At 72.9% G+C, this 23,024-nt stretch carries 22 protein-coding genes; 16 read left to right on the top strand and 6 right to left on the bottom strand.

From position 1 onward, the window contains the following. The first annotated feature begins 29 nt into the window (after positions 1-29). Positions 30-245 (top strand): dodecin, encoded by a 216-nt coding sequence (locus tag ACF9IK_RS15755; protein WP_238861161.1) that lies wholly within the window; start codon positions 30-32, stop codon positions 243-245. 263 nt (positions 246-508) lie between these two features. Here ACF9IK_RS15755 and ACF9IK_RS15750 read toward each other — a convergent pair whose 3' ends face one another. Further along, entirely contained in the window at positions 509-1,000 is a 492-nt protein-coding gene (locus ACF9IK_RS15750) for an inorganic diphosphatase (RefSeq protein ID WP_030244505.1), read from the bottom strand. A 76-nt stretch (positions 1,001-1,076) separates the two neighbouring features. Between ACF9IK_RS15750 and dacB the strand changes: the two genes are divergently transcribed. The 6 genes from dacB to folE all read left to right on the top strand — a co-directional run bounded on the left by dacB (position 1,077) and on the right by folE (position 9,098). Further along, on the top strand, positions 1,077-2,711 hold the full coding sequence (gene dacB, locus ACF9IK_RS15745; protein WP_395294832.1) for a D-alanyl-D-alanine carboxypeptidase/D-alanyl-D-alanine endopeptidase: 1,635 nt from the start codon (positions 1,077-1,079) through the stop codon (positions 2,709-2,711). A 129-nt stretch (positions 2,712-2,840) separates the two neighbouring features. Continuing rightward, positions 2,841-4,022 (top strand): zinc-dependent metalloprotease, encoded by a 1,182-nt coding sequence (locus tag ACF9IK_RS15740; protein ID WP_395294831.1) that lies wholly within the window; start codon positions 2,841-2,843, stop codon positions 4,020-4,022. A 312-nt stretch (positions 4,023-4,334) separates the two neighbouring features. Further along, a complete protein-coding gene (tilS, locus tag ACF9IK_RS15735; RefSeq protein WP_395294830.1) occupies positions 4,335-5,462 on the top strand; it encodes a tRNA lysidine(34) synthetase TilS in 1,128 nt (375 codons plus the stop codon). A gap of 69 nt (positions 5,463-5,531) precedes the next feature. Beyond that, positions 5,532-6,086: a hypoxanthine phosphoribosyltransferase gene (gene hpt / locus ACF9IK_RS15730; RefSeq protein ID WP_030059589.1), complete on the top strand. Its 555-nt coding sequence runs from the start codon at positions 5,532-5,534 to the stop codon at positions 6,084-6,086. 237 nt (positions 6,087-6,323) lie between these two features. Next, positions 6,324-8,381, top strand: coding sequence for an ATP-dependent zinc metalloprotease FtsH (ftsH, locus tag ACF9IK_RS15725; RefSeq protein ID WP_395294829.1), 2,058 nt, complete (start codon positions 6,324-6,326; stop codon positions 8,379-8,381). Between the two features lie 111 nt (positions 8,382-8,492). Further along, positions 8,493-9,098: a GTP cyclohydrolase I FolE gene (folE, locus tag ACF9IK_RS15720; protein WP_030309924.1), complete on the top strand. Its 606-nt coding sequence runs from the start codon at positions 8,493-8,495 to the stop codon at positions 9,096-9,098. Between the two features lie 81 nt (positions 9,099-9,179). On the opposite strand, the gene ACF9IK_RS15715 is transcribed toward folE, so the two are convergent. Both ACF9IK_RS15715 and ACF9IK_RS15710 read right to left on the bottom strand, forming a co-directional pair. Then, entirely contained in the window at positions 9,180-9,968 is a 789-nt protein-coding gene (locus tag ACF9IK_RS15715) for a ferritin-like domain-containing protein (protein WP_395294828.1), read from the bottom strand. A 135-nt stretch (positions 9,969-10,103) separates the two neighbouring features. Beyond that, the gene (locus tag ACF9IK_RS15710; protein ID WP_395294827.1) at positions 10,104-11,264 is read right to left on the bottom strand and encodes an alpha/beta hydrolase; all 1,161 of its coding nucleotides are present in this window, start codon (positions 11,262-11,264) and stop codon (positions 10,104-10,106) included. A 375-nt stretch (positions 11,265-11,639) separates the two neighbouring features. Between ACF9IK_RS15710 and ACF9IK_RS15705 the strand changes: the two genes are divergently transcribed. The 7 genes from ACF9IK_RS15705 to ACF9IK_RS15675 all read left to right on the top strand — a co-directional run bounded on the left by ACF9IK_RS15705 (position 11,640) and on the right by ACF9IK_RS15675 (position 18,326). Continuing rightward, on the top strand, positions 11,640-13,475 hold the full coding sequence (locus tag ACF9IK_RS15705) for a phosphatidylglycerol lysyltransferase domain-containing protein (RefSeq protein ID WP_395294826.1): 1,836 nt from the start codon (positions 11,640-11,642) through the stop codon (positions 13,473-13,475). 94 nt (positions 13,476-13,569) lie between these two features. Next, positions 13,570-14,436, top strand: coding sequence for a dihydropteroate synthase (gene folP / locus ACF9IK_RS15700; protein ID WP_395294825.1), 867 nt, complete (start codon positions 13,570-13,572; stop codon positions 14,434-14,436). Positions 14,437-14,503: 67 nt separating this feature from the next. Next, positions 14,504-14,986 carry a nuclear transport factor 2 family protein gene (locus ACF9IK_RS15695; RefSeq protein ID WP_395294824.1) on the top strand — a complete coding sequence of 161 codons (483 nt, stop codon included), beginning with the start codon at positions 14,504-14,506 and terminating at the stop codon, positions 14,984-14,986. A gap of 245 nt (positions 14,987-15,231) precedes the next feature. Further along, positions 15,232-15,591: a dihydroneopterin aldolase gene (gene folB / locus ACF9IK_RS15690; protein ID WP_313767910.1), complete on the top strand. Its 360-nt coding sequence runs from the start codon at positions 15,232-15,234 to the stop codon at positions 15,589-15,591. A gap of 60 nt (positions 15,592-15,651) precedes the next feature. Continuing rightward, complete coding sequence (folK, locus tag ACF9IK_RS15685; RefSeq protein ID WP_395294823.1) at positions 15,652-16,251, top strand: 2-amino-4-hydroxy-6-hydroxymethyldihydropteridine diphosphokinase; 600 nt, start codon at positions 15,652-15,654, stop codon at positions 16,249-16,251. Between the two features lie 255 nt (positions 16,252-16,506). After that, positions 16,507-16,995: a DUF3180 domain-containing protein gene (locus tag ACF9IK_RS15680; RefSeq protein ID WP_395294822.1), complete on the top strand. Its 489-nt coding sequence runs from the start codon at positions 16,507-16,509 to the stop codon at positions 16,993-16,995. A 143-nt stretch (positions 16,996-17,138) separates the two neighbouring features. Further along, on the top strand, positions 17,139-18,326 hold the full coding sequence (locus tag ACF9IK_RS15675) for a hypothetical protein (protein WP_395294821.1): 1,188 nt from the start codon (positions 17,139-17,141) through the stop codon (positions 18,324-18,326). 158 nt (positions 18,327-18,484) lie between these two features. Here ACF9IK_RS15675 and ACF9IK_RS15670 read toward each other — a convergent pair whose 3' ends face one another. Beyond that, entirely contained in the window at positions 18,485-19,060 is a 576-nt protein-coding gene (locus tag ACF9IK_RS15670) for a TerD family protein (protein ID WP_395294820.1), read from the bottom strand. A 124-nt stretch (positions 19,061-19,184) separates the two neighbouring features. Continuing rightward, positions 19,185-19,682 (bottom strand): hypothetical protein, encoded by a 498-nt coding sequence (locus tag ACF9IK_RS15665; RefSeq protein ID WP_255751988.1) that lies wholly within the window; start codon positions 19,680-19,682, stop codon positions 19,185-19,187. A 68-nt stretch (positions 19,683-19,750) separates the two neighbouring features. Here ACF9IK_RS15665 and arfB point away from each other — a divergent pair, with 68 nt between their 5' ends. After that, complete coding sequence (arfB, locus tag ACF9IK_RS15660; protein ID WP_395294819.1) at positions 19,751-20,182, top strand: alternative ribosome rescue aminoacyl-tRNA hydrolase ArfB; 432 nt, start codon at positions 19,751-19,753, stop codon at positions 20,180-20,182. A 24-nt stretch (positions 20,183-20,206) separates the two neighbouring features. On the opposite strand, the gene ACF9IK_RS15655 is transcribed toward arfB, so the two are convergent. Next, positions 20,207-20,734, bottom strand: a complete 528-nt coding sequence (locus ACF9IK_RS15655) for a flavin reductase family protein (RefSeq protein WP_395294818.1) — start codon at positions 20,732-20,734, stop codon at positions 20,207-20,209. A gap of 368 nt (positions 20,735-21,102) precedes the next feature. Here ACF9IK_RS15655 and ACF9IK_RS15650 point away from each other — a divergent pair, with 368 nt between their 5' ends. Further along, complete coding sequence (locus tag ACF9IK_RS15650; protein ID WP_395294817.1) at positions 21,103-22,893, top strand: GGDEF domain-containing protein; 1,791 nt, start codon at positions 21,103-21,105, stop codon at positions 22,891-22,893. Positions 22,894-23,024: the final 131 nt, after the last annotated feature.

Here is a 23,024-nt window from a genome sequence, read left to right as displayed (position 1 = left end):
GGGGCCGTCGCACAGCTGAGGGAGTCGTCATGAGCGAGCACGTGTACCGGGTGACCGAGATCGTCGGGTCCTCGACCGAGTCCATCGACGCGGCCGTCCGCAACGGGGTCGAGCGGGCGTCCCGGACGCTGCGCAACCTCGACTGGTTCGAGGTGACCCAGGTCCGGGGCCACCTCGCGGACGGCCGGATCCAGCACTTCCAGGTCGGCCTGAAGATCGGCTTCCGGCTGGACGACGAGGCCTGACGGTCCGCCGGCCGTCCGGCCGCGACGGCGGGCGCCCGCGCTACCCGCGCTCCGGCGGGACGGGCACGTGGCCTCCAGGGACCGAATCGGCCCCGGATCACGGCCGGCCCGACCTGACTCGACCGGTCGCCGGCCGGTGCCGGCAAGCCGGCCCGCACCGGGAACGGCGAAGGCCGGGGACGCGGACTGCTCCGCGAACCCCGGCCTCCGACTGCCTCGACCTACCTCGAACGGCTCTGGGCGAACGAGATCGGCACGACGGCTCAGTGACCGCCCTGCTCCGCCAGGCGCTTGATCGACGCGGTGACCTCGGCCTCGGCCTCGGCGCGGCCGACCCAGTTGGCACCCTCGACCGACTTGCCGGGCTCCAGGTCCTTGTAGACCTCGAAGAAGTGCTGGATCTCCAGGCGGTCGAACTCCGACACGTGGTGGATGTCCCGCAGGTGCTCCCAGCGCGGGTCGGTCGCCGGGACGCAGAGCAGCTTGTCGTCGCCGCCGGCCTCGTCCGTCATCTGGAACATGCCGATCGCGCGGCACTTGATCAGGCAACCGGGGAAGGTCGGCTCGTCCAGGATGACCAGGGCGTCCAGCGGGTCGCCGTCCTCGCCGAGCGTGCCCTCGACGTAGCCGTAGTCGGCCGGGTAGCGGGTCGAGGTGAAGAGCATCCGGTCGAGCCGCAGACGACCGGTCTCGTGGTCGACCTCGTACTTGTTACGAGAGCCCTTCGGGATTTCGATAAGGACGTCGAACTCCAACGGTTCCTCCAAGGTAGGGACTGACAGAATCCAAGTGTCTCCTACGGGAGTGAGTGCTCAGGAAAGGGGCCGGTCGGTGGGTGCAGGGGTCGGGGCGGGACGCCGCCGCAGGGGGACGGCCGCCGGGCTGTTCGGGGTGGCGCTGCTGGTCGCCGGTACGGTGCTGACCTCGGGTGGTGGCGCGCAGGCGCAGCCCTCCCCGTCGCCCGGCGGGCACAGCACCGGCCACGGCGAGGACGACGACCGGGGCGGCAGACCGGGCGACGACAACGACAACAAGGGGGGCAACGGCAGGGGCAGGGGGCGCACGGGCGCCACCGAGACACCCCGCCCGACGGGGACTCCCTCCGCCGCCCGGACCCCCTCGGCCGGTTCCTCCGCCCCGGCCCCGGCCTCCTCCGCGGCCTCCCCGGGCGTCGCGCACCCGGCGCCCGGCGCCGGTGCCGTCCTGGCGCTCGCCGAGGCCGGCCCGACCACCGGCCTGCCGACCGCCAAGGGGCTCCAGCAGGCGCTCGCCGCCGCGCTCGGCGACAAGAACCTCGGCACCGTCAGCTTCGCCGTCGCCGACGCCGCCGGTGGCCAGCTCCTCTACGGCTCGGGCGAGAACACCCCGGCGACGCCCGCCTCCACCACCAAGCTGGCGACCTCGATCGCCGCTCTCTCGCTGATCCCGGCCGACACCCGGCTGACCACCCGGGTCGTCAAGGGCGCGGGTCCCGGCGAGATCACCCTGGTGGGTGGCGGCGATCCGACCCTCACCGTGCTGCCCGCCGACCAGGTGCGGATCGGCGGCCTGCCCGCCGACGCCGACACCGCCCCCGCCTCGCTGGAGGCGCTCGCCCGGCAGACCGCGGCGGCGCTCAAGGCGGCCGGCACCACCGTGGTCAAGCTCGACTACGACCTCTCGCTCTATTCCGGGAACCCGCAGCACAAGAACCACGACGCCGAGAACATCGCCCTGATCACCCCGCTGATGGTGGACGAGGGCAAGGTCGACCCGAAGAGCCGGGAGGACGCCCCGCCCCGCGTCGCCGACCCGGCCGGGCAGGCCGCCGAGGCCTTCGCCGCGCTGCTGAAGGCCGAGGGCGTCACCGTCGAGGGCAGGGCCAGGCCCGCCACCGCCCCGGCGGCCGCCACCGCGCCCGTGCTCGGCCGGGTGGACTCGCCGACCATCGCCAGACTGGTCGAGCGGCTCCTGACCACCTCGGACAACACCCTCGCCGAGGCGATCGCCCGTCAGACCGCGCTCGCCGCGCACCAGCCGGCCAGCTTCGAGGGCGCCGCCACCGCCGTCACCCAGGAGCTCGCCCGGCTCGGCGTGCCGATGACCGGCGTGGTGCTCAACGACGGCAGCGGGCTGCACCCGGGCAACGCGATCCCGCCGGCCGTCCTGGTCCACCTGCTGGCGCTGGCCGCCTCCGAGCAGCACCCGGCACTGCGTCCGGTGCTCACCGGCCTGCCGATCGCCGGGTTCACCGGCACCCTCGGCAAGCGGTTCGGATCCGGCTCGGGCGCGGTCGACGCGGCCGGCCTGGTCCGGGCCAAGACCGGCAGTCTCAGCGGCGTCAACACCCTGGCCGGCACGGTGGTGGACGGTGAGGGCCGGCTGCTGGTGTTCGCCGTGATGACGAGGACCACCGCGCCGGCCGACACCGCGCGCGCCGCCATGGACCGCGTGGTGGCCCGGATCGCCGCCTGCGGCTGCCACTGACCGGCTGTCGCGCCGTCAGTTCCCGGCCGGCCGGCGCAGCGGCGTCCGGAGGTCCCGGGCCCGCTCCGGTTCGCGGGCCGTTGCCACGGGTGGCTCCCCTGGATGGGTCCGAGCACGTACGGTGAGGGCATGACGAGCGCGAGCGGTGGTGCCGACATGGTCGACTGGAATCTCGCGGTCGCGACCGCGACCAGGCTGGTGCGGCCGGGGCCGGAGGTGAGCCGCGCCGAGGCGGCGGCCGTGGTCGCCGAACTGCGCCGGCACGCCCTGGAGGCCGAGGAGCACGTGCGGGAGTTCACCGGCATGCGCTCCAGCAGCCTCGCCGAGGCCGCCGCGACCCCGGTCCTGATCGTGGACCGCCCCGGCTGGGTGCGGGCCAACGTGGCGGGGTTCCGCACCGTCGTCCAGCCGCTGGTGGAGAAGCTGCAGGCCCGCCGGGCCAACAGCGCCACCGCCGGCGTCCTGGGCACGGTGGGGGAGAAGGCCACCGGCATCGAGGTGGGCGCGCTGCTGGCCTTCCTGTCCACCAAGGTGCTCGGCCAGTACGAGACCTTCGCCCCGGCCGAGCCCTCGCTGGAGGCTCCGGACAGCCCGGCCGCGCTCTTCGACAAGCCCCGGCTCGGCCCCGAGGGGCCCGGCCCCGGCAGGCTGCTGCTGGTGGCGCCGAACATCGTGCACGTCGAGCGCGAGCTGGACGTCGACCCGGCCGACTTCCGGCTCTGGGTCTGCCTGCACGAGGAGACCCACCGCACCCAGTTCACCGCGGTGCCCTGGCTGCGTGACCACATCCAGTCCGAGGTGCAGTCCTTCCTCGCCGAGACGGACGTCGACCCGGGTGCCCTGCTGGACCGGCTGCGGGACGCGGCCGGCACGCTCGGCGGGAGCCTGCCAGGCCTCGGCGGCCGAGGCGAGTCCGGGCAGACCTCGACCGGCCTGCTGGAGATCGTCCAGTCGCCCGCCCAGCGCGAGATCCTGGGCCGGCTGACGGCCGTGATGTCGCTGCTGGAGGGCCACGCGGACGTGGTGATGGACGGCGTCGGCCCGGCGGTGGTGCCGAGCGTGGCGGAGATCCGGGAGAAGTTCCAGCAGCGCCGGGACCGCGGCGCCAACCGGCTGGACCTGGTGCTGCGCCGACTGCTCGGCATGGACGCCAAGCTCCGCCAGTACCAGGACGGCGCGGTCTTCGTGCGCGGCGTGGTGGAGCGGGTCGGCATGGAGGGCTTCAACCGGGTCTGGACCTCCCCGAACACGTTGCCGACCAAGGAGGAGATCCACGACCCCGCCGCCTGGGTCGCCCGCGTGGGGAGGTGACCCGCCCGGGCGGGGTGCTGCGCCCGTTCGGCGCCGGGCGACCCGCCCGCCCGGATCGGGTCCTGCCCGTCCACCGGTCGGTAGCGGTCGATCCCGTTCGTACGAGTGGTCCAGTCCCGCAGATGGCGGGTGAAGATACGTTTCTCCATTCACCCGAACGTGGGACCGTGGTCGTACCGGTGGCGCGGGTGGCGTAGCGGGTGCCTCCTTTCTGCCACCATCTGTGAGCGCCCGGTAACACGGTGCTCACAGATGCGCGGTCCCCGCCGCGCCCACCGCCGTCCCGTCCCCTCCGCCAAGGAGCCGTCCGCCGTGGGCCCACACCCCGCAGTCGCCGCGATACGCCTGGCCGTACGCCGCACGCTCGCCGACCTCGCCGCCGAGGCCGGCACCACCTTCACCGCGCCCGTGCGCGAGCCCGGTGAGCGCCCGAGCGGGGCGCCGCTGGTCGGCGCCACCGCCGGCACCACCCTGATCGGCAACGCACACCGCCACCCCTCCGGGCTCCCCCGCACCCCGGCCGCACCCGGCTCACCGCTGGTCCTGGTCGCCGTCAGCGGCGGTGCGGACTCCATGGCGCTGGCCATCGCGGCCGCCTTCGAGGCCCCCAAGATCGGTCTGCGGCTCGGCGCCGTCACCGTCGACCACGGTCTCCAGGCCGGCTCAGCCGACCGCGCCGCGCAGGTGGCCGAGCGGCTCCGCTCGCTCGGGCTCGACCCGGTCGAGGCGATCCCGGTCCGGGTCGGCAGGGCGGGCGGCCCCGAGGCCGCCGCGAGGGACGCCCGCTACGCGGCGCTCGACGAGGCCGCCGAGCGCCACGGCGCGCTCGCCGTTCTGCTCGGCCACACCCGGGACGACCAGGCCGAGACGGTGCTGCTGGGCCTGGCCCGGGGTTCCGGCGCCCGCTCGCTGGCCGGCATGCCGGCCCAGAAGGGCCGCTACCGGCGCCCGTTGCTGGAGCTGGACCGGGCCGCCACCCGGCAGGCCTGCTCCGCCCAGGCGATCCCGGTCTGGGACGACCCGCACAACTGCGACCCGGCCTACACCCGCTCCAGGGTGCGCCACGAGGTGCTGCCGGTGCTGGAGAAGCACCTCGGCGGCGGCGTGGTGGAGGCGCTGGCCCGCACCGCCCGGCTGTTCCGCGACGACGCCGACGCGCTGGACCAGTGGGCCGCGCTCGCCGAGCGAGACCTCCGGACGGGCGAGGGCACCCTGGACGCCGTGAAACTCGCCGAACTGCCCCCCGCGGTGCGCCGCCGGGTACTGCGCCGGGCCGCGCTTCGGGCGGGCTGTCCGGCCGGGGACCTCTTCGCGCGCCACCTCGAAACGATCGACCTGCTGGTCACCGGATGGCGCGGCCAGGGGCCGCTTCACCTACCCGGGGGCGTCGAAGCCACCCGCAGGTGTGGCACGCTGGTCTTTCGGCGGCAGGGCGACTGACGGGCGGGCATGCCCGGGGGCGCCGGCCGCCGGCCATCCAGACCCCGAACGTTTGAGGACGTATCCCCGGTGGACCAGAACGACATGGGCGCTGACCTCGCGAAGGTGCTCATCAGCAAGGACGAGATCGACGCCAAGCTCCTGGAGCTGGCCGAGCGCATCGACCGGGACTACGCAGGCAAGGACCTGCTGATCGTCGGCGTCCTCAAGGGGGCCGTGATGGTCATGGCCGACCTCGCCCGGGCCCTGCACTCGCAGGTGACCATGGACTGGATGGCCGTCTCGTCGTACGGGATGGGCACCAAGTCCTCCGGCGTCGTCCGGATCCTCAAGGACCTGGACACCGACATCGCCGGCCGCGACGTCCTGATCGTCGAGGACATCATCGACTCCGGCCTGACGCTCTCCTGGCTGCTCGGCAACCTGGGCTCGCGCGGACCGGCCTCGCTGGAGGTCTGCACCCTGCTGCGCAAGCCGGACGCGGCCAAGGTCGAGATCGACGTCAAGTACGTCGGGTTCGACATCCCCAACGAGTTCGTGGTCGGCTACGGCCTCGACTACGCGGAGAAGCTGCGCAACCTCCCCTTCATCGGGACCCTCGCGCCGCACGTCTACGGCGGCTGAGGCACGCTCCGCGAGCCCCGTTCGGGCTACGGGCGGGAACAGTACGCCGTTCCCGCCCGTTGGATCGGGGGGAAATGGAAACATGTCGTGCCGCTGTGCTCCCGCCACTGGCGGGGTGGACTGCGGTACGGTCCAATAAACCGCTCTTCACATGAGCACAGACCGGATGCGCCGGCGGCCAAAGCCCCGCGGCGCCGTTGAGTGGCAGGAGGGACGGGGCGGCAACGCCCCGCATGGATGGACGTCAAGCGATACTTCCGTGCGCCGATCATGTGGATCGTGCTGGCCGTCCTCGCCGTCATCGTGCTGATGCAGGTCGTTTCGGACTCGAACGGCTACAAGACGGTGGACACCGGGCAGGTCGTCGCGGCGATCGACGCCAAGCAGGTCAAGTCGGCGCAGATCACCACTGGTGACTCGAACACGATCAAGATCCAGCTGAAGGACGGCGCCAAGCTGTCCGACGCCGGTACGGGCAAGACCCCGTCCGGCAGCAAGTTCCAGGCCTCGTACATCGGCGACCAGGGTGTCGGGATCGCCGACAAGCTGCAGGCGCAGATCAACGACAACGACCAGAACACGCTCCCCGAGGGCTACACCATCAGCCCGGAGAAGCAGAGCACCTTCGTCAGCCTGCTGCTGTCGATGCTGCCCATCGTGATCATCGTCCTGGTCTTCCTGTTCCTGATGAACCAGATGCAGGGCGGCGGCTCGCGCGTCATGCAGTTCGGCAAGTCCAAGGCCAAGCTGCTCACCAAGGACACCCCGAAGACCACCTTCGCGGACGTCGCCGGTGCGGACGAGGCGGTCGAGGAGCTCCACGAGATCAAGGAGTTCCTGCAGGAGCCGGCCAAGTTCCAGGCCGTCGGCGCCAAGATCCCCAAGGGCGTGCTGCTCTACGGCCCGCCCGGTACCGGCAAGACCCTGCTGGCGCGCGCCGTCGCGGGCGAGGCCGGGGTGCCGTTCTACTCGATCTCCGGCTCGGACTTCGTCGAGATGTTCGTCGGTGTCGGCGCCAGCCGCGTCCGCGACCTCTTCGAGCAGGCGAAGGCGAACGCCCCGGCGATCGTCTTCGTCGACGAGATCGACGCCGTCGGCCGGCACCGCGGTGCGGGCCTCGGCGGCGGCCACGACGAGCGTGAGCAGACCCTCAACCAGCTGCTGGTCGAGATGGACGGCTTCGACGTCAAGGGCGGCGTGATCCTGATCGCCGCGACCAACCGCCCCGACATCCTGGACCCGGCGCTGCTGCGCCCGGGCCGCTTCGACCGCCAGATCGCCGTCGAGCGCCCCGACCTCCAGGGCCGGCTGGACATCCTCAAGGTGCACCAGAAGGGCAAGCCGATCGCGCCGGACGTCGACCTCTCGGCCGTCGCCAAGCGCACCCCCGGCTTCACCGGTGCGGACCTGTCGAACGTCCTCAACGAGGCCGCTCTGCTGACCGCCCGCTCGGACAAGAAGCTGATCGACAACGGCATCCTGGACGAGGCGATCGACCGCGTCGTGGCCGGTCCGCAGAAGCGCACGCGGATCATGTCCGACAAGGAGAAGAAGATCACCGCGTACCACGAGGGCGGCCACGCCCTGGTGGCGGCGGCGTGCCCGAACAGCGACCCGGTGCACAAGATCACCATCCTGTCCCGCGGCCGGGCCCTCGGCTACACCATGGTGCTGCCGGACGAGGACAAGTACTCCACCACCCGCAACGAGATGCTCGACCAGCTGGCCTACATGCTGGGCGGCCGTGCGGCGGAGGAGCTGGTCTTCCACGACCCGACCACGGGCGCCTCGAACGACATCGAGAAGGCCACCGCCACCGCGCGGGCCATGGTCACCCAGTACGGCATGACCGAGCGCCTGGGTGCGATCAAGTTCGGCAGCGACAACTCGGAGCCGTTCCTGGGCCGCGAGATGGGCCACCAGCGCGACTACTCGGAAGAGGTCGCCGGGCTGGTCGACGAAGAGGTCAAGAAGCTCATCGAGAACGCGCACAACGAGGCCTGGGAGATCCTGGTCGAGAACCGCGACGTGCTCGACAACCTGGTCCTGGAGCTCCTGGAGAAGGAGACCCTCAACAAGGAGCAGATCGCCGAGATCTTCGCCCCGATCGTCAAGCGCCCGGCCCGGCCGGCCTGGACGGGATCCGCGCGCCGGACGCCGTCCACCCGCCCGCCGGTCCAGTCGCCGAAGGAGCTGGCGCTGACCAACGGCGCCGCGACCTCCGCCACCGACGCCCCCCAGGTCGACGTGGTGAAGCTTCCGCCGCTGCCGACGGAGCCGCCCGTGGAGGGCTGACCGGCCCGCCGTACGGAACGGAATGGATGCCGCGTCACCGGGGTTTGTACCCTGGAGGCGCGGCATCCGTGCTGTTCAGCCCACGTAGTCCCACGAGTAAGCGAGGCCCGCATGATCGACCCGGTGACGCTCGACGGTCCGCCCGCCGTCGGGACCTTCGACCAGAAGCGGGCCGAGAACGCCATTCGCGAGCTGCTGCTCGCCGTGGGGGAGGACCCGGACCGCGAGGGCCTGCTGGAGACGCCCGCCCGGGTCGCGCGGGCGTACAAGGAGATATTCGCGGGCCTGTGGCAGGAGCCGGAGGACGTCCTCACCACCACCTTCGACCTCGGCCACGACGAGATGGTGCTGGTCAAGGACATCGAGCTGACGTCCGTCTGCGAGCACCACCTGGTGCCCTTCCGCGGCGTCGCGCACGTCGGCTACATCCCCTCCACCAGTGGGAAGATCACCGGCCTGTCCAAGCTGGCCCGGCTGGTCGACGTCTACGCCCGGCGCCCGCAGGTCCAGGAGCGGCTGACCAGCCAGGTCGCGGACGCGCTGATGCGGATCCTGGAGCCGCGCGGGGCGATCGTCGTGGTCGAGTGCGAGCACATGTGCATGTCGATGCGGGGCATCCGCAAGCCGGGCGCCAAGACCATCACCTCCTGCGTGCGCGGCCAGCTGCGCGACCCGGCCACCCGGGCCGAGGCGATGAGCCTCATCATCGGGCGCTGAGCCGCCCGGTCCCCGGGGCCGGGCTGCCGTGACCCTGCCGGACGGGGCGCCGGGCGCCTCCGCTGCTCGGCGCCCGGCTGCTCAGAGCAGCTCGTGCTCGCTGTGCGGCGGGGCCGGGGTGCCCAGGGCGTTGCGGCGCTCGGGCATCCGCAGCTTCACCATCCGCCGCCAGCCGAAGGCCAGGTCGTAGAGGTAGAGCGCGTGGACGCCGGCCGTGACCACGGCCAGCTGCCAGCGAGGCCACCGGAGGATCCGGGCCATCCGGGAGGTCACGGCGAGGCCGACGTCCCGGTGGGTGCGGATCTCGCCCCGGGCGCTGGTCTCCAGGACGTGCCGGATGTAGGGGCCGTGGCCCTCGGCGATGAAGCGGAGCAGTTCCTCGTGGCAGTAGGCGAGGTGGTTGTCCTCGTCGGCGGAGATCATCCGCATCGCCCGGCCGAGGTCCGGGTTGTCGCCGTAGACCTTGACCAGCTGGCGCATCTGCTCGGCCGCGCGCTGCTCGGTGACCCGGCTGTGCGCCAAATAGGTGATGATCTCGCGCTCGGTCAGCGGCACCTCGCTGTTGAGCCGCTCGTGGGAGAGGCCGACCCCCTGGCGCTCCAGCAGCATGCAGTAGTCGGCCTCGGCGGGGACCGCCACCTTGGGCAGGGAGCGCTTGTGGAGCAGCTGGGTGAAGATCCGGCCGTGCTTGCGCTCGTCGGCGCCGTGCCGGGCGATCTTGGGGGCGAGCACCGGGTCCCGGGTGAGCGCGGTGATCCGCTCGTTCTCCCAGCCGCCCTGGTCCTCCCCGCCGGCCGCGATGCTGCAGAACAGCTGGTAGGCCTCGTCGTTCCGGTAGATCTCGTCGAAGAGCGATCGGGTGCTGAGCATGGGGCCTCCTGCTCGGGTCCGGGGCGGTGCGGCCGTTCGGCCGCGGCCGCGATACGTTCCCCCCGGTGCGCGGGCGGCCCGCCGACCGGCCGGTAATCACCCGCCCGGCGGCCCGGCCGGCCGTCGTGCCGCCGCTCAGTTCCAGGTGAGCCGGGCGCTCATCCACTCCAGGGCGGCGGGCAGCTCGCGCACCCAGCTGTCGAAATTGTGGCCCCCGTCGTCCAGGTACAGCGACTCGACCTTGAACTGCGGGTTGGTCGCGGCCACCTTCTCGGCGAGGTCGACGAACTTCACCGTCTCGGGGTAGTCGGTCTCCTTGCGCGTGCTGATCACCATCAGCGAGAGGTCCGGCGCGGGGAGGTTCTGCAGCCGCCACGAGAGGTCGCTCTGGTCGGCCAGCGCCCGGTCGCCGCCGAAGAGGCTGGCACCGGTGAACTGGTCCTCGACCACCTTGAAGTCGCCGTGCATGCCCGTCCCGTTGCCGAAGACGTCGGGAAAGCGCATCGCGAGCCGAAGGGCGCAGCTGCCGCCGGTGGAGTAGCCGAGCACGCCCCAGGAGGAGGGGGAGCGGCTGGTCCGGTAGGTCGCGCGCAGCGCGTCGGGGACGTCCTTGGCGAACCAGGTCTCGGTGCGCGGCCCGCCGGGGACGTCCACGCACTCGGTGTTGCGCGGCGAGACGACGGCCGGGCGGGCCATCACGATGATCGAGGGCGTCAGCTTCCCGGCCTTGCGCAGCTCCCAGGCGGTCTGCGGCAGGGCCAGTTCCTTCACCAGGTGCTGGGTGGTGCCGGGGTAGCCGGAGAGTGCCAGCAGCACGGGGAAGCGGACCATGGAGAGCTTGGGGTCGAAGTACTCCGGCGGCAGGTAGACGAACATCTGGTCGGAGAGGCCGGTCTCCTTCCCCGTGACCCGGACCGATTCGATCCTGCCGACCTCCTCCGGGGGGCCCTTCGGCAGGTCGGTGATGCTCTCCAGGCCGGCCTCGTCGGTCGGCTGGATCAGCGCGTCGGAGACCGGGGTCCCGCCGTGGTGGTTCTCGTTGCTGGTGAGGGCCAGCTTGGCGCCGCCGGGGCTGAACAGGTCGTCCCACGAGGTGTAGAAGCCGAAGGAGTTGTTGACCGACAGCGCGAGCACGGCCAGTGCCGAGACCTGGGTCACCGTCAGGAGTCCGATCCGGCCGAGCACCGGCAGGGGGCGCTGGCGGGCCAGCCGCGGCCAGAGCCAGAGCGTCGCGAGCAACGCCGCCGCGCCGAGTGCGAGCAGCGAGTTCACCAGCGCGTCGCTGGTCAGTTCCATGCCGTCGGCCTTCCGGTGGGACACTGTCGGTGCAGGCTTCATCGTCTGGCGGTCCGTCAGAATCGGCCATCGCGGCTAGGCTGTCCGGGCGCCGGGGCGGGGCGGGAGGGCGAGGAAGGGGTCGGCGCAACCGGCGCCCTAGAATGCGGCGTCCACCGTACGTACCGCGTACGCAGGGGCTCGTCGCGCCACGCGGCACGGGGCTTCGGCTCCCACCCACGGCTCAATCGCAGCGCCCACCCGGGGCCGGTTTACCGACCGTTTCCCGTTCCTTGGTGTGCGCATTGCCTGATGAAGGAAAAGGCATGAAGGTCCCTCACAACTCCTCCCCCGGAGTGGCAGGACTGCGCACCGCAGCCTCTACGCTGAGCTTCCATGAGCGTTCCCGTGTCCGTTGAGCCGAGCCCCGAGCAGCCGCCGCGCCGCCGCGGCCTGCAGACGCTTCGTACCCAAGCGGCCGCCGTACCGAGGGCCTGGCTGCCCGGAGCGGTCGGTTACGCCTGTCTGCTGATCGGTCTGGTGGACATCGCCAGCGCGGTGTCCCCCAAGCTCCGGCACACCAAGGTGCACGACTTCACCGGGCAGCTCCCCGGCGGCACCACCACCCTGGCCGCAGCCGGGACCCTGATGGTCGGCCTGCTGCTGGTGCTGCTCGCCCACGCCCTGCGCCGCCGCAAGCGGCGCGCCTGGCAGGCGGTCTGCGTGCTGCTGCCGATCGGCGTGGCGCTGCACGTCCTGCGCTGGCACCAGATCGGCCCGGCGCTCGTCTCGCTGGCGCTCTTCGTGGTGATGCTCGTGCACCGGCGCGAGTTCTACGCCAAGGCCGACCCGCGCACCCGCTGGCGGGCGCTCGTCAACCTGGTCGTGATGGGCACCGTCAGCCTGCTGCTCGGCCTGCTGGTCGTCTCCACCCGGACCAAGTACGAGCTCGGCGACCCGGGTCTGCTGCACCGGCTGGAGCACGTCGGCTACGGGTTGTTCGGCTTCGAAGGACCGCTCGGCTACACCTCGGACCGGGTCTCCGACCTGGTCGCCTACCTGCTCGGCGGGATGGGCCTGATCACCGCGCTCACCACCGCGTACCTGGCGCTCCGTCCGGAGAAGCCCAAGCCGGAGCTGACCGCCGAGGACGAGGAGAAGGTCCGCGGCCTGCTCGACCGCCACGGTGAGCGGGACTCGCTCGGCTACTTCGCGCTGCGCCGCGACAAGAGCGTGCTGTTCTCCCCCTCGGGCAAGGCCGCGATCTCCTACCGCGTGGTCTCCGGCGTGATGCTGGCGTCCGGTGACCCGGTGGGTGACGTCGAGGCCTGGCCCGGTGCGATCAAGACCTTCATGGCCGAGGCCCGCGAGCACGCCTGGGTGCCGGCCGTGATGGGCTGCAGCGAGGTCGGCGGCGAGGTCTGGACCCGTGAGGCGGGCCTGGACGCGCTGGAGCTGGGCGACGAGGCGATCGTCGACACCGAGAGCTTCTCGCTCTCCGGCCGGGCGATGCGCAACGTCCGCCAGATGGTCAAGCGGATCGAGCGCAACGGCTACTCCTGCCGGGTGCGCCGGGTCTCCGAGCTGACCCTGGAGGAGAAGTACCGGATCGCCGACGCGGCCGCCCGCTGGCGCGGCACCGACACCGAGCGCGGCTTCTCGATGGCGCTGGGCCGCTTCGGCGACCCGCTGGACGACGCCTGCGTCGTGGTCACCGCGCACAAGGCCCCGGAGGAGGGGGAGGAGGGCGACGACCTGAAGGCCGTGCTGCACTTCGTTCCCTGGGGGGCGGACGGCATCTCGCTGGAGCTGATGCGCCGCGACCGCGCCGCCGACCCGGGCCTGAACGAGCTGCTGATCGTGGCCGCGCTGCAGGCGGTGCCGGCGATGGGCATCCGCCGGGTGTCGCTCAACTTCGCGATGTTCCGCTCCGCGCTGGCGCGTGGCGAGCGGATCGGTGCGGGCCCGGTGCTGCGCGCCTGGCGCGGGCTCCTGGTCTTCCTCTCGCGCTGGTTCCAGATCGAGTCGCTCTACAAGTTCAACGCGAAGTTCCAGCCGCAGTGGGAGCCGCGCTTCCTGGTCTTCCCGAACACCCGGGACCTGCCCCGGATCGGCTTCGCCGCGATGCAGGCCGAGGCCTTCATCACGCTCGGGATGCCGCGCTTCGGCCGCAAGCCGCAGCGCGAGGGCCTGATGCCGGCCCCGCGCCCGGAGGTCACCGAGGCCGCCTGACCGGCGCGCGCCGCCACGGCCGTGCGCCCCTCGGCCATGCACTGGACCCCGGTCGGAACTCCTCCGACCGGGGTCCGGTTCGATAATGGGGTTTATGAGCGATTCGCTGTCCTTCTCCCCGCCGGCCGGGCTGCCGCGGCTCGACCGCTGCGCCGTGATGGGCGTCGTCAACGTGACCCCCGACTCCTTCTCGGACGGCGGGATGTGGCACGACCCGGCTCGCGCCATCGCGCACGGCCTGGCACTGCGGGCCCGTGGCGCGGACCTGGTGGACGTCGGCGGCGAGTCCACCCGCCCCGGCTCGGCGCGGGTGCCCGAGGAGGAGGAGCTGGGCCGGGTGCTCCCGGTGGTCCGGGAGCTCGCCGACGCCGGGGTGGTGGTCTCGGTCGACACCATGCGCGCCTCGGTCGCCGAGCAGGCGGTGGCGGCCGGCGCCCGGATCGTCAACGACGTCTCCGGCGGGCTGGCCGACCCGGCGATGGCCCGGGTGGTGGCCGAGACCGGCGTCCCCTTCGTGGTGATGCACTGGCGCGGGCAGTCCGCCGACATGGACCGGCTGGCCGTCTACGACGACGTGGTCACCGACGTGGTCGCCGAGCTGACCGCCCGGGTGGACGCCCTGCTGGCGGCCGGCGTCAAGGAGGAGCAGCTGATCCTGGACCCGGGTCTGGGCTTCGCCAAGACCCCCGCGCACAACTGGGCCCTGCTGGGCAGGCTGGACGCGATCACCGGGCTCGGCCGTCCCGTCCTCGTCGCCGCATCGCGCAAGCGGTTCCTGGGTACGCTGCTCGCCGACCCGGAAACCGGGGAGCTGCGTCCGGCGCGGGAGCGCGACGACGCGACCGCCGCGGTGTCGGTGCTGTCGGCACGGGCGGGGGCCTGGGCGGTGCGGGTGCACGACGTGGCGGGCACGGCGGACGCCGTGCGGGTGGTCGCGGCCTGGCAGCGCGCGGCCCGGTAGGAACCCTCCGGCCCGACGGCGGGCACGGAGGGGTGAGACGGGAGGGTCTGTGGCAGGTGACGGCAGGTTGGGCGGAGAGACCGCGGGGCAACGGGCCCGGGAGGCGGACGTGGAGGCCGTCCTGGAGGCCAACCGGGCGCTCTACGAGGCGCTTGAGAACGGCGATCAGGAGGCGGTGGAGGACGCCTGGCTGGGGGCCGCCGACGCCGACGACAAGGGCGGGGTGGTGTGTGTGCACCCCGGCTGGCCGGTCTTGCGCGGACGGGCCCAGGTGACCCGCTCGTACATGCTGATCATGGCGAACACCGAGTACATCCAGTTCATCCTGACCGACGTCGAGGCCGAGGTGCACGGCGATGTGGCTCTTGTCACGTGCACGGAGAACATCCTTTCCGGTGGTGAGGCGGAGGAGGAGGGCGAGCTCGGCCCGCTGGTCGGCGGACGGGTCGTCTCGACCAATCTCTTCCGCCGGACGCCGGCCGGCTGGAAGCTCTGGTCCCACCACGGGTCACCGGTGCTGACCAGCGGAGACGAGGAGGGCGAGGACTGATCCGGGCTCCGTCGGGAAACGGGTTCCCGGCGGTCGCCCGGGAATTTCCGGACGGTCACCGAACGTTCACGTCAATCGCCGTTCCGGCGCGCGTGGCGACGGTTCGTGCCGGGTAGGACGGTCAGGCGTTGTCCGCGCTCGCAGGTAGATTCGAGACGGAGTGGCGGGCGCGATGCCCGCCTTCGCCCTGCCTGCCCGCATCGTCCGGGGCGGGGCCCGTCCGACTGGGAGCAGTGATTCGTTTGCTGGACCGCGTCACCCTGCGGGGTCTGCGTGCCCGGGGCCACCACGGCGTCTTCGAGCGTGAGCGCGTCGAGGGCCAGACCTTCGTGGTGGACCTCGTGCTGTACCTGGACACCCGCCCCGCCGCGTCCGGCGACGACCTCACCCGCACGGCGCACTACGGCATCGTGGCCGAGGAGGTCACCGCGATCATCGCCGGCGAGCCGGTGGACCTGATCGAGACCCTGGCGCAGCGCATCGCCGACCAGTGCCTGAAGCACGCGGCGGTGGAGGAGGTCGAGGTGACCGTGCACAAGCCGGACGCCCCGATCACCGTGCCGTTCGACGACGTGACCGTGACCATCCACCGGGGCCGCGCATGACCGCTGCCGTGCGCCCCGTTCCCGCCGCCAAGCCCGCCTTCCTGCTGTAGAGGACGCCCGATGAGCACCAGCGACCCGACCGCCTCGCCGAGCACGTTCGACCTGGAGCGCCGGGTGGACTCGGCCGACACCACGCTGCACGGCCAGCGCTGCGCGGTGATCGCCCTCGGCTCCAACCTCGGCAACCGCCTGGACACCCTCCAGGGTGCCGTGGACGCCCTGGCCGACACCCCCGGGCTCCGGATCAAGGCCGTGTCCGCCGTGTACGAGACCGAGGCCGTCGGCGGCCCGGACGAGCAGCCCAACTACTACAACGCGGTGGTGGTGCTGCGGACCTCGCTGCCCCCGCACGACCTGCTGGAGCGAGGCAATGCGATCGAGGACGCGTTCGGCCGCGTCCGCACCGTCCGCTGGGGACCGCGCACCCTGGACGTCGACATCCTCGCCTACGAGGGCGTCACCAGCGACGACCCGCAGCTGCTGCTGCCGCACCCGCGCTCGCACGAGCGGGCGTTCGTGCTCGCCCCCTGGCTGGACGCCCAGCCGGAGGCCGAGCTGCCCGGTCACGGTCGGGTCGGCGCGCTGCTGGACGAGCTCGGCGGCGCGGACGCCCAGGGCGTCCGCCGGCGAGACGACATCCGGCTGACGCTGCCGGAGTAGGACCGCACGGCCGGGGCCCGCCCGGGGTGACCGGAGTCCGGGAGTGGTGCGGGCCCGGGAACTCGGGCGGGGGCCCGGCCGTACGAGTAGATGTCCGGCCCGCACGAGGGTGCCCGTCGGGGCCGGCCCGGTACGGTGGCCTGGCGCCGTCGTACCCGACCCCCGCCCGCCGCCGGACCGGGGCGCCTCCCGCCCGCCGGGCCGGGGAGCGGGACCCGGCCGCGCGACCCTGGTACCCGGAAGGACCACGTCCGAGTGAAGCTGCTTCGCCTCCGCCTGCTGATCGGCATCACCGCCGCGACGACGGCGCTGTCCTGGGCCGGCGCCAAGTTGTGGGCCTCCCTGGACACGCTGCCCGCCGTTCCCGGCGCGGCGCCGGTGGTGCTGGCGGCGGTGGCGGTGATCCTGCTCGCCACGGCGATCTCGCTGCGCTCCCGGCTGAAGGCGGCGCGCGAGCGGCAGCCCGGCGCCAAGCGGGTCGACCCGATCGGTGCGGCCCGTGCGGTGGTGCTGGGGCAGGCGAGTGCGCTGGTCGCGGCGGTGGTCACCGGCATCTACGCCGGCGCGGGGATCTACCTGCTCGGCGAGCTCGACGTGCCGGCCCGCAAGGACCAGGCCGTCACGGCCGGCTTCGCGGTGCTGGCCGGCGCCGCGGTGATCGCGGCGGCGCTCTGGCTGCAGCACGTCTGCAAGCTGCCGGAGAACCACGACGACCCGGGCGGGCCGGCGGCCACCCACCGCTGAGCGCGCGCCACCCGCGCCGGCCGGCGGGCTCGGGCGTGATCACGGGTGAGGGCTCGGACACGTGCGGTACGGCTCCAGCGGTGTCAAGGGCCAAAGCCGACCCTGGGCTGACACGGCCCCAATTCGCACGCTAGTTTCTTGGCATGTCTCGCGGACGCCACCGTCATTCCTCCTTCCTCGGCCGGGTCCTTCCCCCCACTGCGGCCGGCGTGCTCATCGTCGCCGCGGTGGCCGCGCTGCTGTTCAGTCAGGACACCATCCTGGTGCGCTCGATGGGTGTCGCGGCGGTGCTCGCCGCGCTCGGGATCGCGGTGCTGCTGCGCCAGCGCGACCGGGCCGCCCGGGCGGCCGCCGAGGTCTCCGTCGCCCAGCGGCTGCGGGCCGAGGAGCGCTTCGAGGAGCAGCTCGCCGAGGCCGAGTACGCGGCGGAGGTCGCGGAGGAGCGGGCGACCCGTTTCGGGCGCCGGCTGACGGCGGAGAAGTCGCGGCTGGCGAAGGCCGAGACGGAGATCGCCCGGCTGCTGCGCGAGCGTGCCGTGATGGTCGCCGAGCAGGCGCTCAGGGAGTCCGAGGCGGCCCAGCGGGCGCTCGTGGCGAGCCGCCCCAAGTACGCTGCGAGCCCGGCCGCGTTCGTGCGTGCCGCGTCCGTGCTGCGGCAGTTGGAGCGGCGGGCCGCGGCGGCGCACGAGCAGCGCGAACGCGCGGCCGGGGCGGAGCTCGCCCTGCGCGCCCGTACGGCGCCCGTTCCGGCGGCCACGACGGCGCCCGCGGCGGTGCCCGCTCGGGTTGCTCCCGCTCCGGTCGCTCCCGCCCAGGTGGCCCTCGCCCCCGGGGCCCGGACCCCGGCTCCGGCCCCGGCCCCGGCCGCGGTGGCTCCGGCCCCCACGGCTCCCGCGGTGCCCGTGCCGGCGGCCAAGCCCGCAGCGACGGCCCCCGCGGCCCCGGTCCGGCCGGCGCTGACGGCGACGGTCGGTCAGCTGGGCGGCCCGCCGGCCGTGCCCGTGGCCTCGGTGGAGCGGCAGCGGCTGCGTCCGGCGCAGCCCGGTGCCGGCCGCAACTTCAGCTTCTTCGGGCGCACCTCCGGCGCGGTCGCCCGGCCTGCGGCCCCGGAGCCGGCCGTCGGCAGCGTCGCCGAGCTCGCCGATCCGGCGGACGTGGTCGGGGACGAGGCGGTCGCCGCGCAGGACCGTGCGAAGAGCGGGGACCGGGACGGGGCGCCGGCCGGGGCCCCGTCCCGGGCGACGGAGGAGACCGCCCCGGAGGTGGTCGACCTGACGCCCGATGACGAGACCGAGCTGATCCAGCTCCCGGAGCTGCGCGCCTCGCGCTGATCCCTCACCTGCAGCCCTCGGGGCGGGGAGCCGGCCGGCTCCCCGCCCCGAGCTGCTTGCGGGGACGGCCGGGAACGGCGAAGCGCCCGGCCCCTGACGGAGGGGGGCCGGGCGCTTCGCGCGGTGGAGCCGCGCCGGACGTCTGTCCGAGCCGGACGTCAGAGCTGGACGCCGAAGTCCTGGGCGATGCCCGCGAGGCCGGAGGCGTAGCCCTGGCCGACGGCGCGGAACTTCCACTCGGCGCCGTTGCGGTAGAGCTCGCCGAAGATCATGGCGGTCTCGGTGGCGGCGTCCTCGGAGAGGTCGTAACGGGCGATCTCGGCGCCGCCGGCCGCGTTGACCACGCGGATGTAGGCGTTGCGGACCTGGCCGAAGTTCTGCGACCGGGCCACGGCGTCGTAGATCGAGACCGGGAAGGTGATCTTGACGGCCTCGGCAGGCAGGCCGGCCAGGTTGACGTTGATCGCCTCGTCGTCGCCGGCACCCTCGCCGGTGCGGTTGTCGCCGGTGTGGACGACGGTGTTGTCCGGGGTGCTGGTGTTGTTGAAGAAGACGAAGTGGCCGTTGGACAGCACCTTGCCGTCCGCGTTCAGCACGATCGCGCTGGCGTCGAGGTCGAACTCGGCACCGGTCGTGGTGCGGACGTCCCAGCCGAGGCCGACGGTGACCGAGGACAGGCCGGGGGCCTCCTTGGTCAGCGAGACGTTGCCACCCTTGGAGAGGCTCACTGGCATGGTGTGTGCTGTCCCTTCGTTGCTTGTGCCCGGGATAACGCGGGAGAGCGTGGGCTTGGTTCCACGCTCCCCGGCAGATTCTCGGGGTCGCGGCCGGATCGGGCAACGACCGCTCGACGGCGGGTCAGATTCTCCGGAAGCGCCCCTGCAGCGACCAGACGTTGGGATTGTCGGCGAGGTCGGGGTGCATGTCGAAGAGATCGGCCAGGGTGTCCTGGAGGAAGTCGCGGGCCTCGCGCCGCAGGTCGCTGTGGCGGACCACGACCGGCTCCTCGTCCGGCAGCCAGGTGGCGCTGACCTCGACCCAGTTGAAGCGGCGGGCGAACCGCAGCAGCTCGGTGTTCTGGGTGAAGTCGAGGTCGGCGGTCTGCACCCGGGCGGAGCGGCTGCCGTCCGGATCCCGGTCGAGCTGCTCGGCGATGTCGCACAGCGCCCAGGCGAAGTCGAGGACCGGCACCCATCCCCAGGCCGTGGACACCTCGGCGCCGTCGGATTCCAGGTAGACGTCGCCGCAGAAGAGGTCGTACCGCAGCGCCTGGACCGAGGCGGTCCGGTAGTCCGTCTGCGGGGGGTCGGGGAAGCGGTTGGAGAGGGAGTAGCCGAGCTCGATCACACAGGCCATTGTCGGGGCTTCGGGCGCCGGGGATAAACCGGGTGACCGTCGCCACCGGGGCGCGCGATGATGGACGCATGCCCGAGCCCATCCGCGTACGGGGGTCGGTGGTCGTCCCCGACGCCGAGCTCGTCTGGCGCTTCTCCCGTTCCTCCGGCCCCGGCGGCCAGCACGTCAACACCTCCGACACCCAGGTCGAGCTGCGCTACGACCTGGCGGCCTCCGAGGCGCTGCCCGAAGTGTGGAAACAGCGCGCCCTGGAGCGGCTGGCCGGACGGCTGGTCGACGGCCGGGTGCTGGTGGTGCGCGCCTCCGAGCACCGCTCGCAGTGGCGCAACCGCGAGGTCGCCGCGGCCCGGCTGGCGTCACTGCTGGGTGAGGCCACCGCGCCGCCGCCGAAGGCCCGCAGGGCGACGAAGCCCAGCCGCGGCATGGTCGAGCGGCGGCTGTCCAACAAGCGGCACCGCTCCGAGCTCAAGCAGGGGCGGCGGTCGCCGCGCGGCGAGTAGCCGCCGGCCGCACCGGCGGGCGGCTCAGCCGAGCTGCCGGTAGCCGCCGCGGAAGTAGAGGAGCGGGCGGCCGCCCGGCTCGGGCACCACGGCCTCCAGGACGCGGCCCAGCAGCAGGGTGTGGTCACCGGCGGGTATCCGCTGCTCGGTGCGGCACTCGACGGTGGCGAGCGCGCCGTCGATCAGCGGCGCCCCGCTGAACGGGCCGCGGTGGTGCGGCGCGTCGGCGAACAGCAGCCGGTCGCTGAGCCGGCCCTTCATGGCGAACCGCGAGCCGAGCGCCTTCTGCTCCTCGGAGAGCAGCGAGACCGCCCAGGTCTCGGCGCGGGAGAGCACCTCGTCCATCCGGGAGTCCTCGCGGACCGAGATCAGCACCAGCGGCGGCTCCAGTGACACGGACAGGAACGACGTCGCGGTCATGCCGACGTCCTCGCCGTCGTCCGGGTCGTGGACGGTCACCAGGCTCACGCCCGAAGCGAGCTGGGAGAGTGCCGCCCGGAACTCATCGGGCGTGGCTTGGGTGGCAGCTTCCGGCTGCGGGGACGAGTACACGTACCGCACGGTAGTCGGCGCCGGCCGTGAACGGCATCGGACCGTGGTCGTAGGACCAGGGGCGCAGAAGTTGCGGTTCCCCGCCGTGCTCACCCCCAGGAGTGAAGGCAGGGGGCCTGCCGGCCCCCTGGCGGCTTCAGTGCGTGACCAATGCGGCCGACCATCGGAAATGGTCCGATAAAGCCTTATGTCCCGCTCTGGGGCGGATGAGCTGAATAAAGGCGCATAAGTCTCGTGTGATTTAAGTCACAAGTGATGACCTATTGCTGACCGAGCGTGCCGAACGCTGTGCTCCCTGTGATTCAGTTCTTCTGGCAATCGGACGATAACCATTCAAGAACTATCCGAAGCAGCCGGGGAGCCCCCGCATGGAAGCCGAGTCGGAGCCCTACGTCCGTCTCGCGACCCTCCGCACCTTGCACCGGGTCGTGGCGGACCTCAACGCTGCCCGCAGCCTGGCGGGCACGCTGCAGGCCGTCGTCGAGGGTGCGGTGCACGGGCTCGGATTCGACGCCGCCGCGGTGAGCCTGGTCCGGCCGGACGGCGACCTGGTGGTGGCGGCCGTCTGGGAGCTGGAGGAGAGCGCCATGGGCGGCCCCTCCGTACTGCTCGGGCAGGTCGGCTCGCGCGAGTCCTGGGACCGGCTGCTCGGTGTCAGCGACCACTGGGGCACGCTCCGCTTCCTCCCCTACGACCGCGGCTGGGCCGTGGCCAGCGACATCCCGCGCTGGATCGGTGACGGTTCGATGCCCGTCTACGCCAACGACTGGCACCCCGCCGACGGCCTGCTCGCCCCGATGTACAGCGCCGGCGGCGACCTGCTCGGCGTCCTCTCGGTGGACCGCCCGCGCAGCGGCAAACGGCCCGGGGCCTGGACCCGCGAGGCGCTGGAGATGTTCTCGCTGCAGGCCTCGATCGCGATCGGCAACGCCCGGCTGCGGGCCGAGATGCAGCGTGCGCTGGCCCGCCTGGAGAAGGAGCAGCAGGCGCTGCGGGCCAGCGAGGAGAGCTTCCGCCAGGCCTTCGAGTACGCGCCCAGCGGGATGGCCATCACCGAACTGCACGGCGCCGGGCGCGGCCAGCTGACGAGGGTCAACGACGCGCTCTGCCGGCTGCTCGGCCGCCCGCGGGCGGTGCTGCGCCAGCAGAGCTTCGCCGACCTCGTCCACCCCGACGACCGCGCCCTGCTGGAGCGCACCAGCGCCGAGAGCGGCCGGGCCGAACTGCGCCTGTCCCGGCGCGACGGCGGCTACCAGTGGGTCTGCCTGCGCAACTCGATCGTCGCCGACGCGGCGGAGGGGCCGAGCTTCCTGCTCACCCACGTCGAGGACATCGAGGACCGCAAGCGGCACGAGCTGCAGCTCGCCCACCGGGCCAGCCACGACGCGCTGACCGGCCTCCCGAACAGCGCCGAGCTGAAGGCCAGGCTGGCCCGGCGGCTCTGTCCGGAGCCGCAGACCGCGGGCGCCGTCTCCGGGCCCGGCGACGGCGCCTACCCGCAGCCGTACGGCGGCTACCAGGCCGACCCCTACGCAGGGTTCGACGGCCCGGACGGTGCGGAGCTGCGCGCCGAGCCGGTGCACCACTACGGCGCCGAGGGCTACCCACCGCAGGCCGCGCCCGACGCCCCGCTCGGCTACGGCGAGCACGTCCACGCGGTGGTCCCGGCCGACCACTCCGCCGGCGGCGACGTCTGGTCCGGCCCCTTCCGCTCGGGCGGGGCCGCACCCGCCGACAAGGGCCTCGCCGTCATTTTTTGTGACCTGGACGGGTTCAAGTCGATCAACGACCGGTTCGGCCACAACGCGGGCGACGCCGTCCTGGTCGAGGTGGCCCGCCGGCTCAGCCAGGCCGTCCGGGACGGCGACACGGTGGCCCGGCTCGGCGGCGACGAGTTCGTGGTGCTGGCCGACGGCATCGGGCGGGAGGAGGCCAAGGACCTCGCCCACCGGCTGCGCAACGCGATCATCCCGCCGATGCGGATAGACGGCCGGGCGATGCGGGTCGGCGTCAGTCTCGGCATCGGCTGGGCGGGCTGCGGGATGAGCATCGAAGAGGTGCTGCACACCGCCGACGAGCGGATGTACGACGAGAAGCGGGCCCGGGGCGGCGCGGTGCGCGGAGCCCGGGGCGAGCGCTCGCACCGGCGGGCCGGATAGCGCCGCGCCCGCGCAAAGCTACCGGCGAGTTGTCAAGGGTTCTTTTCGAAGCACCCGACACGGCAGGTAGGGTGCCCGGGTACGAGCGACACCACGAGCGCCGCCGGCACGGCTGCCAGGCGGCGCGACCG

The sequence above is a fragment of the Kitasatospora hibisci genome (assembly GCF_043950205.1).
Classification (GTDB): Bacteria; Actinomycetota; Actinomycetes; order Streptomycetales; family Streptomycetaceae; genus Kitasatospora; species Kitasatospora hibisci.
The sequence above is the reverse complement of the archived record's forward strand: the minus strand, read 5'-3'. Positions and strand labels throughout refer to the sequence as shown.

Excerpts from the sequence above, each read along its gene's own strand:
- ACF9IK_RS15665 (WP_255751988.1), bottom strand. The coding sequence starts at position 19,682 with ATGGCCTGTGTGATCGAGCTCGGCTACTCCCTCTCCAACCGCTTCCCC.
- ACF9IK_RS15675 (WP_395294821.1), top strand. The coding sequence starts at position 17,139 with ATGTCTCGCGGACGCCACCGTCATTCCTCCTTCCTCGGCCGGGTCCTT.
- ACF9IK_RS15740 (WP_395294831.1), top strand. The coding sequence starts at position 2,841 with ATGACGAGCGCGAGCGGTGGTGCCGACATGGTCGACTGGAATCTCGCG.
- folP (WP_395294825.1), top strand. The coding sequence starts at position 13,570 with ATGAGCGATTCGCTGTCCTTCTCCCCGCCGGCCGGGCTGCCGCGGCTC.
- folE (WP_030309924.1), top strand. The coding sequence starts at position 8,493 with ATGATCGACCCGGTGACGCTCGACGGTCCGCCCGCCGTCGGGACCTTC.
- ACF9IK_RS15650 (WP_395294817.1), top strand. The coding sequence starts at position 21,103 with ATGGAAGCCGAGTCGGAGCCCTACGTCCGTCTCGCGACCCTCCGCACC.
- ACF9IK_RS15715 (WP_395294828.1), bottom strand. The coding sequence starts at position 9,968 with ATGCTCAGCACCCGATCGCTCTTCGACGAGATCTACCGGAACGACGAG.
- ACF9IK_RS15755 (WP_238861161.1), top strand. The coding sequence starts at position 30 with ATGAGCGAGCACGTGTACCGGGTGACCGAGATCGTCGGGTCCTCGACC.
- ACF9IK_RS15670 (WP_395294820.1), bottom strand. The coding sequence starts at position 19,060 with ATGCCAGTGAGCCTCTCCAAGGGTGGCAACGTCTCGCTGACCAAGGAG.
- folK (WP_395294823.1), top strand. The coding sequence starts at position 15,652 with ATGAGCACCAGCGACCCGACCGCCTCGCCGAGCACGTTCGACCTGGAG.
- ACF9IK_RS15710 (WP_395294827.1), bottom strand. The coding sequence starts at position 11,264 with ATGGAACTGACCAGCGACGCGCTGGTGAACTCGCTGCTCGCACTCGGC.
- ACF9IK_RS15705 (WP_395294826.1), top strand. The coding sequence starts at position 11,640 with ATGAGCGTTCCCGTGTCCGTTGAGCCGAGCCCCGAGCAGCCGCCGCGC.
- arfB (WP_395294819.1), top strand. The coding sequence starts at position 19,751 with ATGCCCGAGCCCATCCGCGTACGGGGGTCGGTGGTCGTCCCCGACGCC.
- ftsH (WP_395294829.1), top strand. The coding sequence starts at position 6,324 with ATGGACGTCAAGCGATACTTCCGTGCGCCGATCATGTGGATCGTGCTG.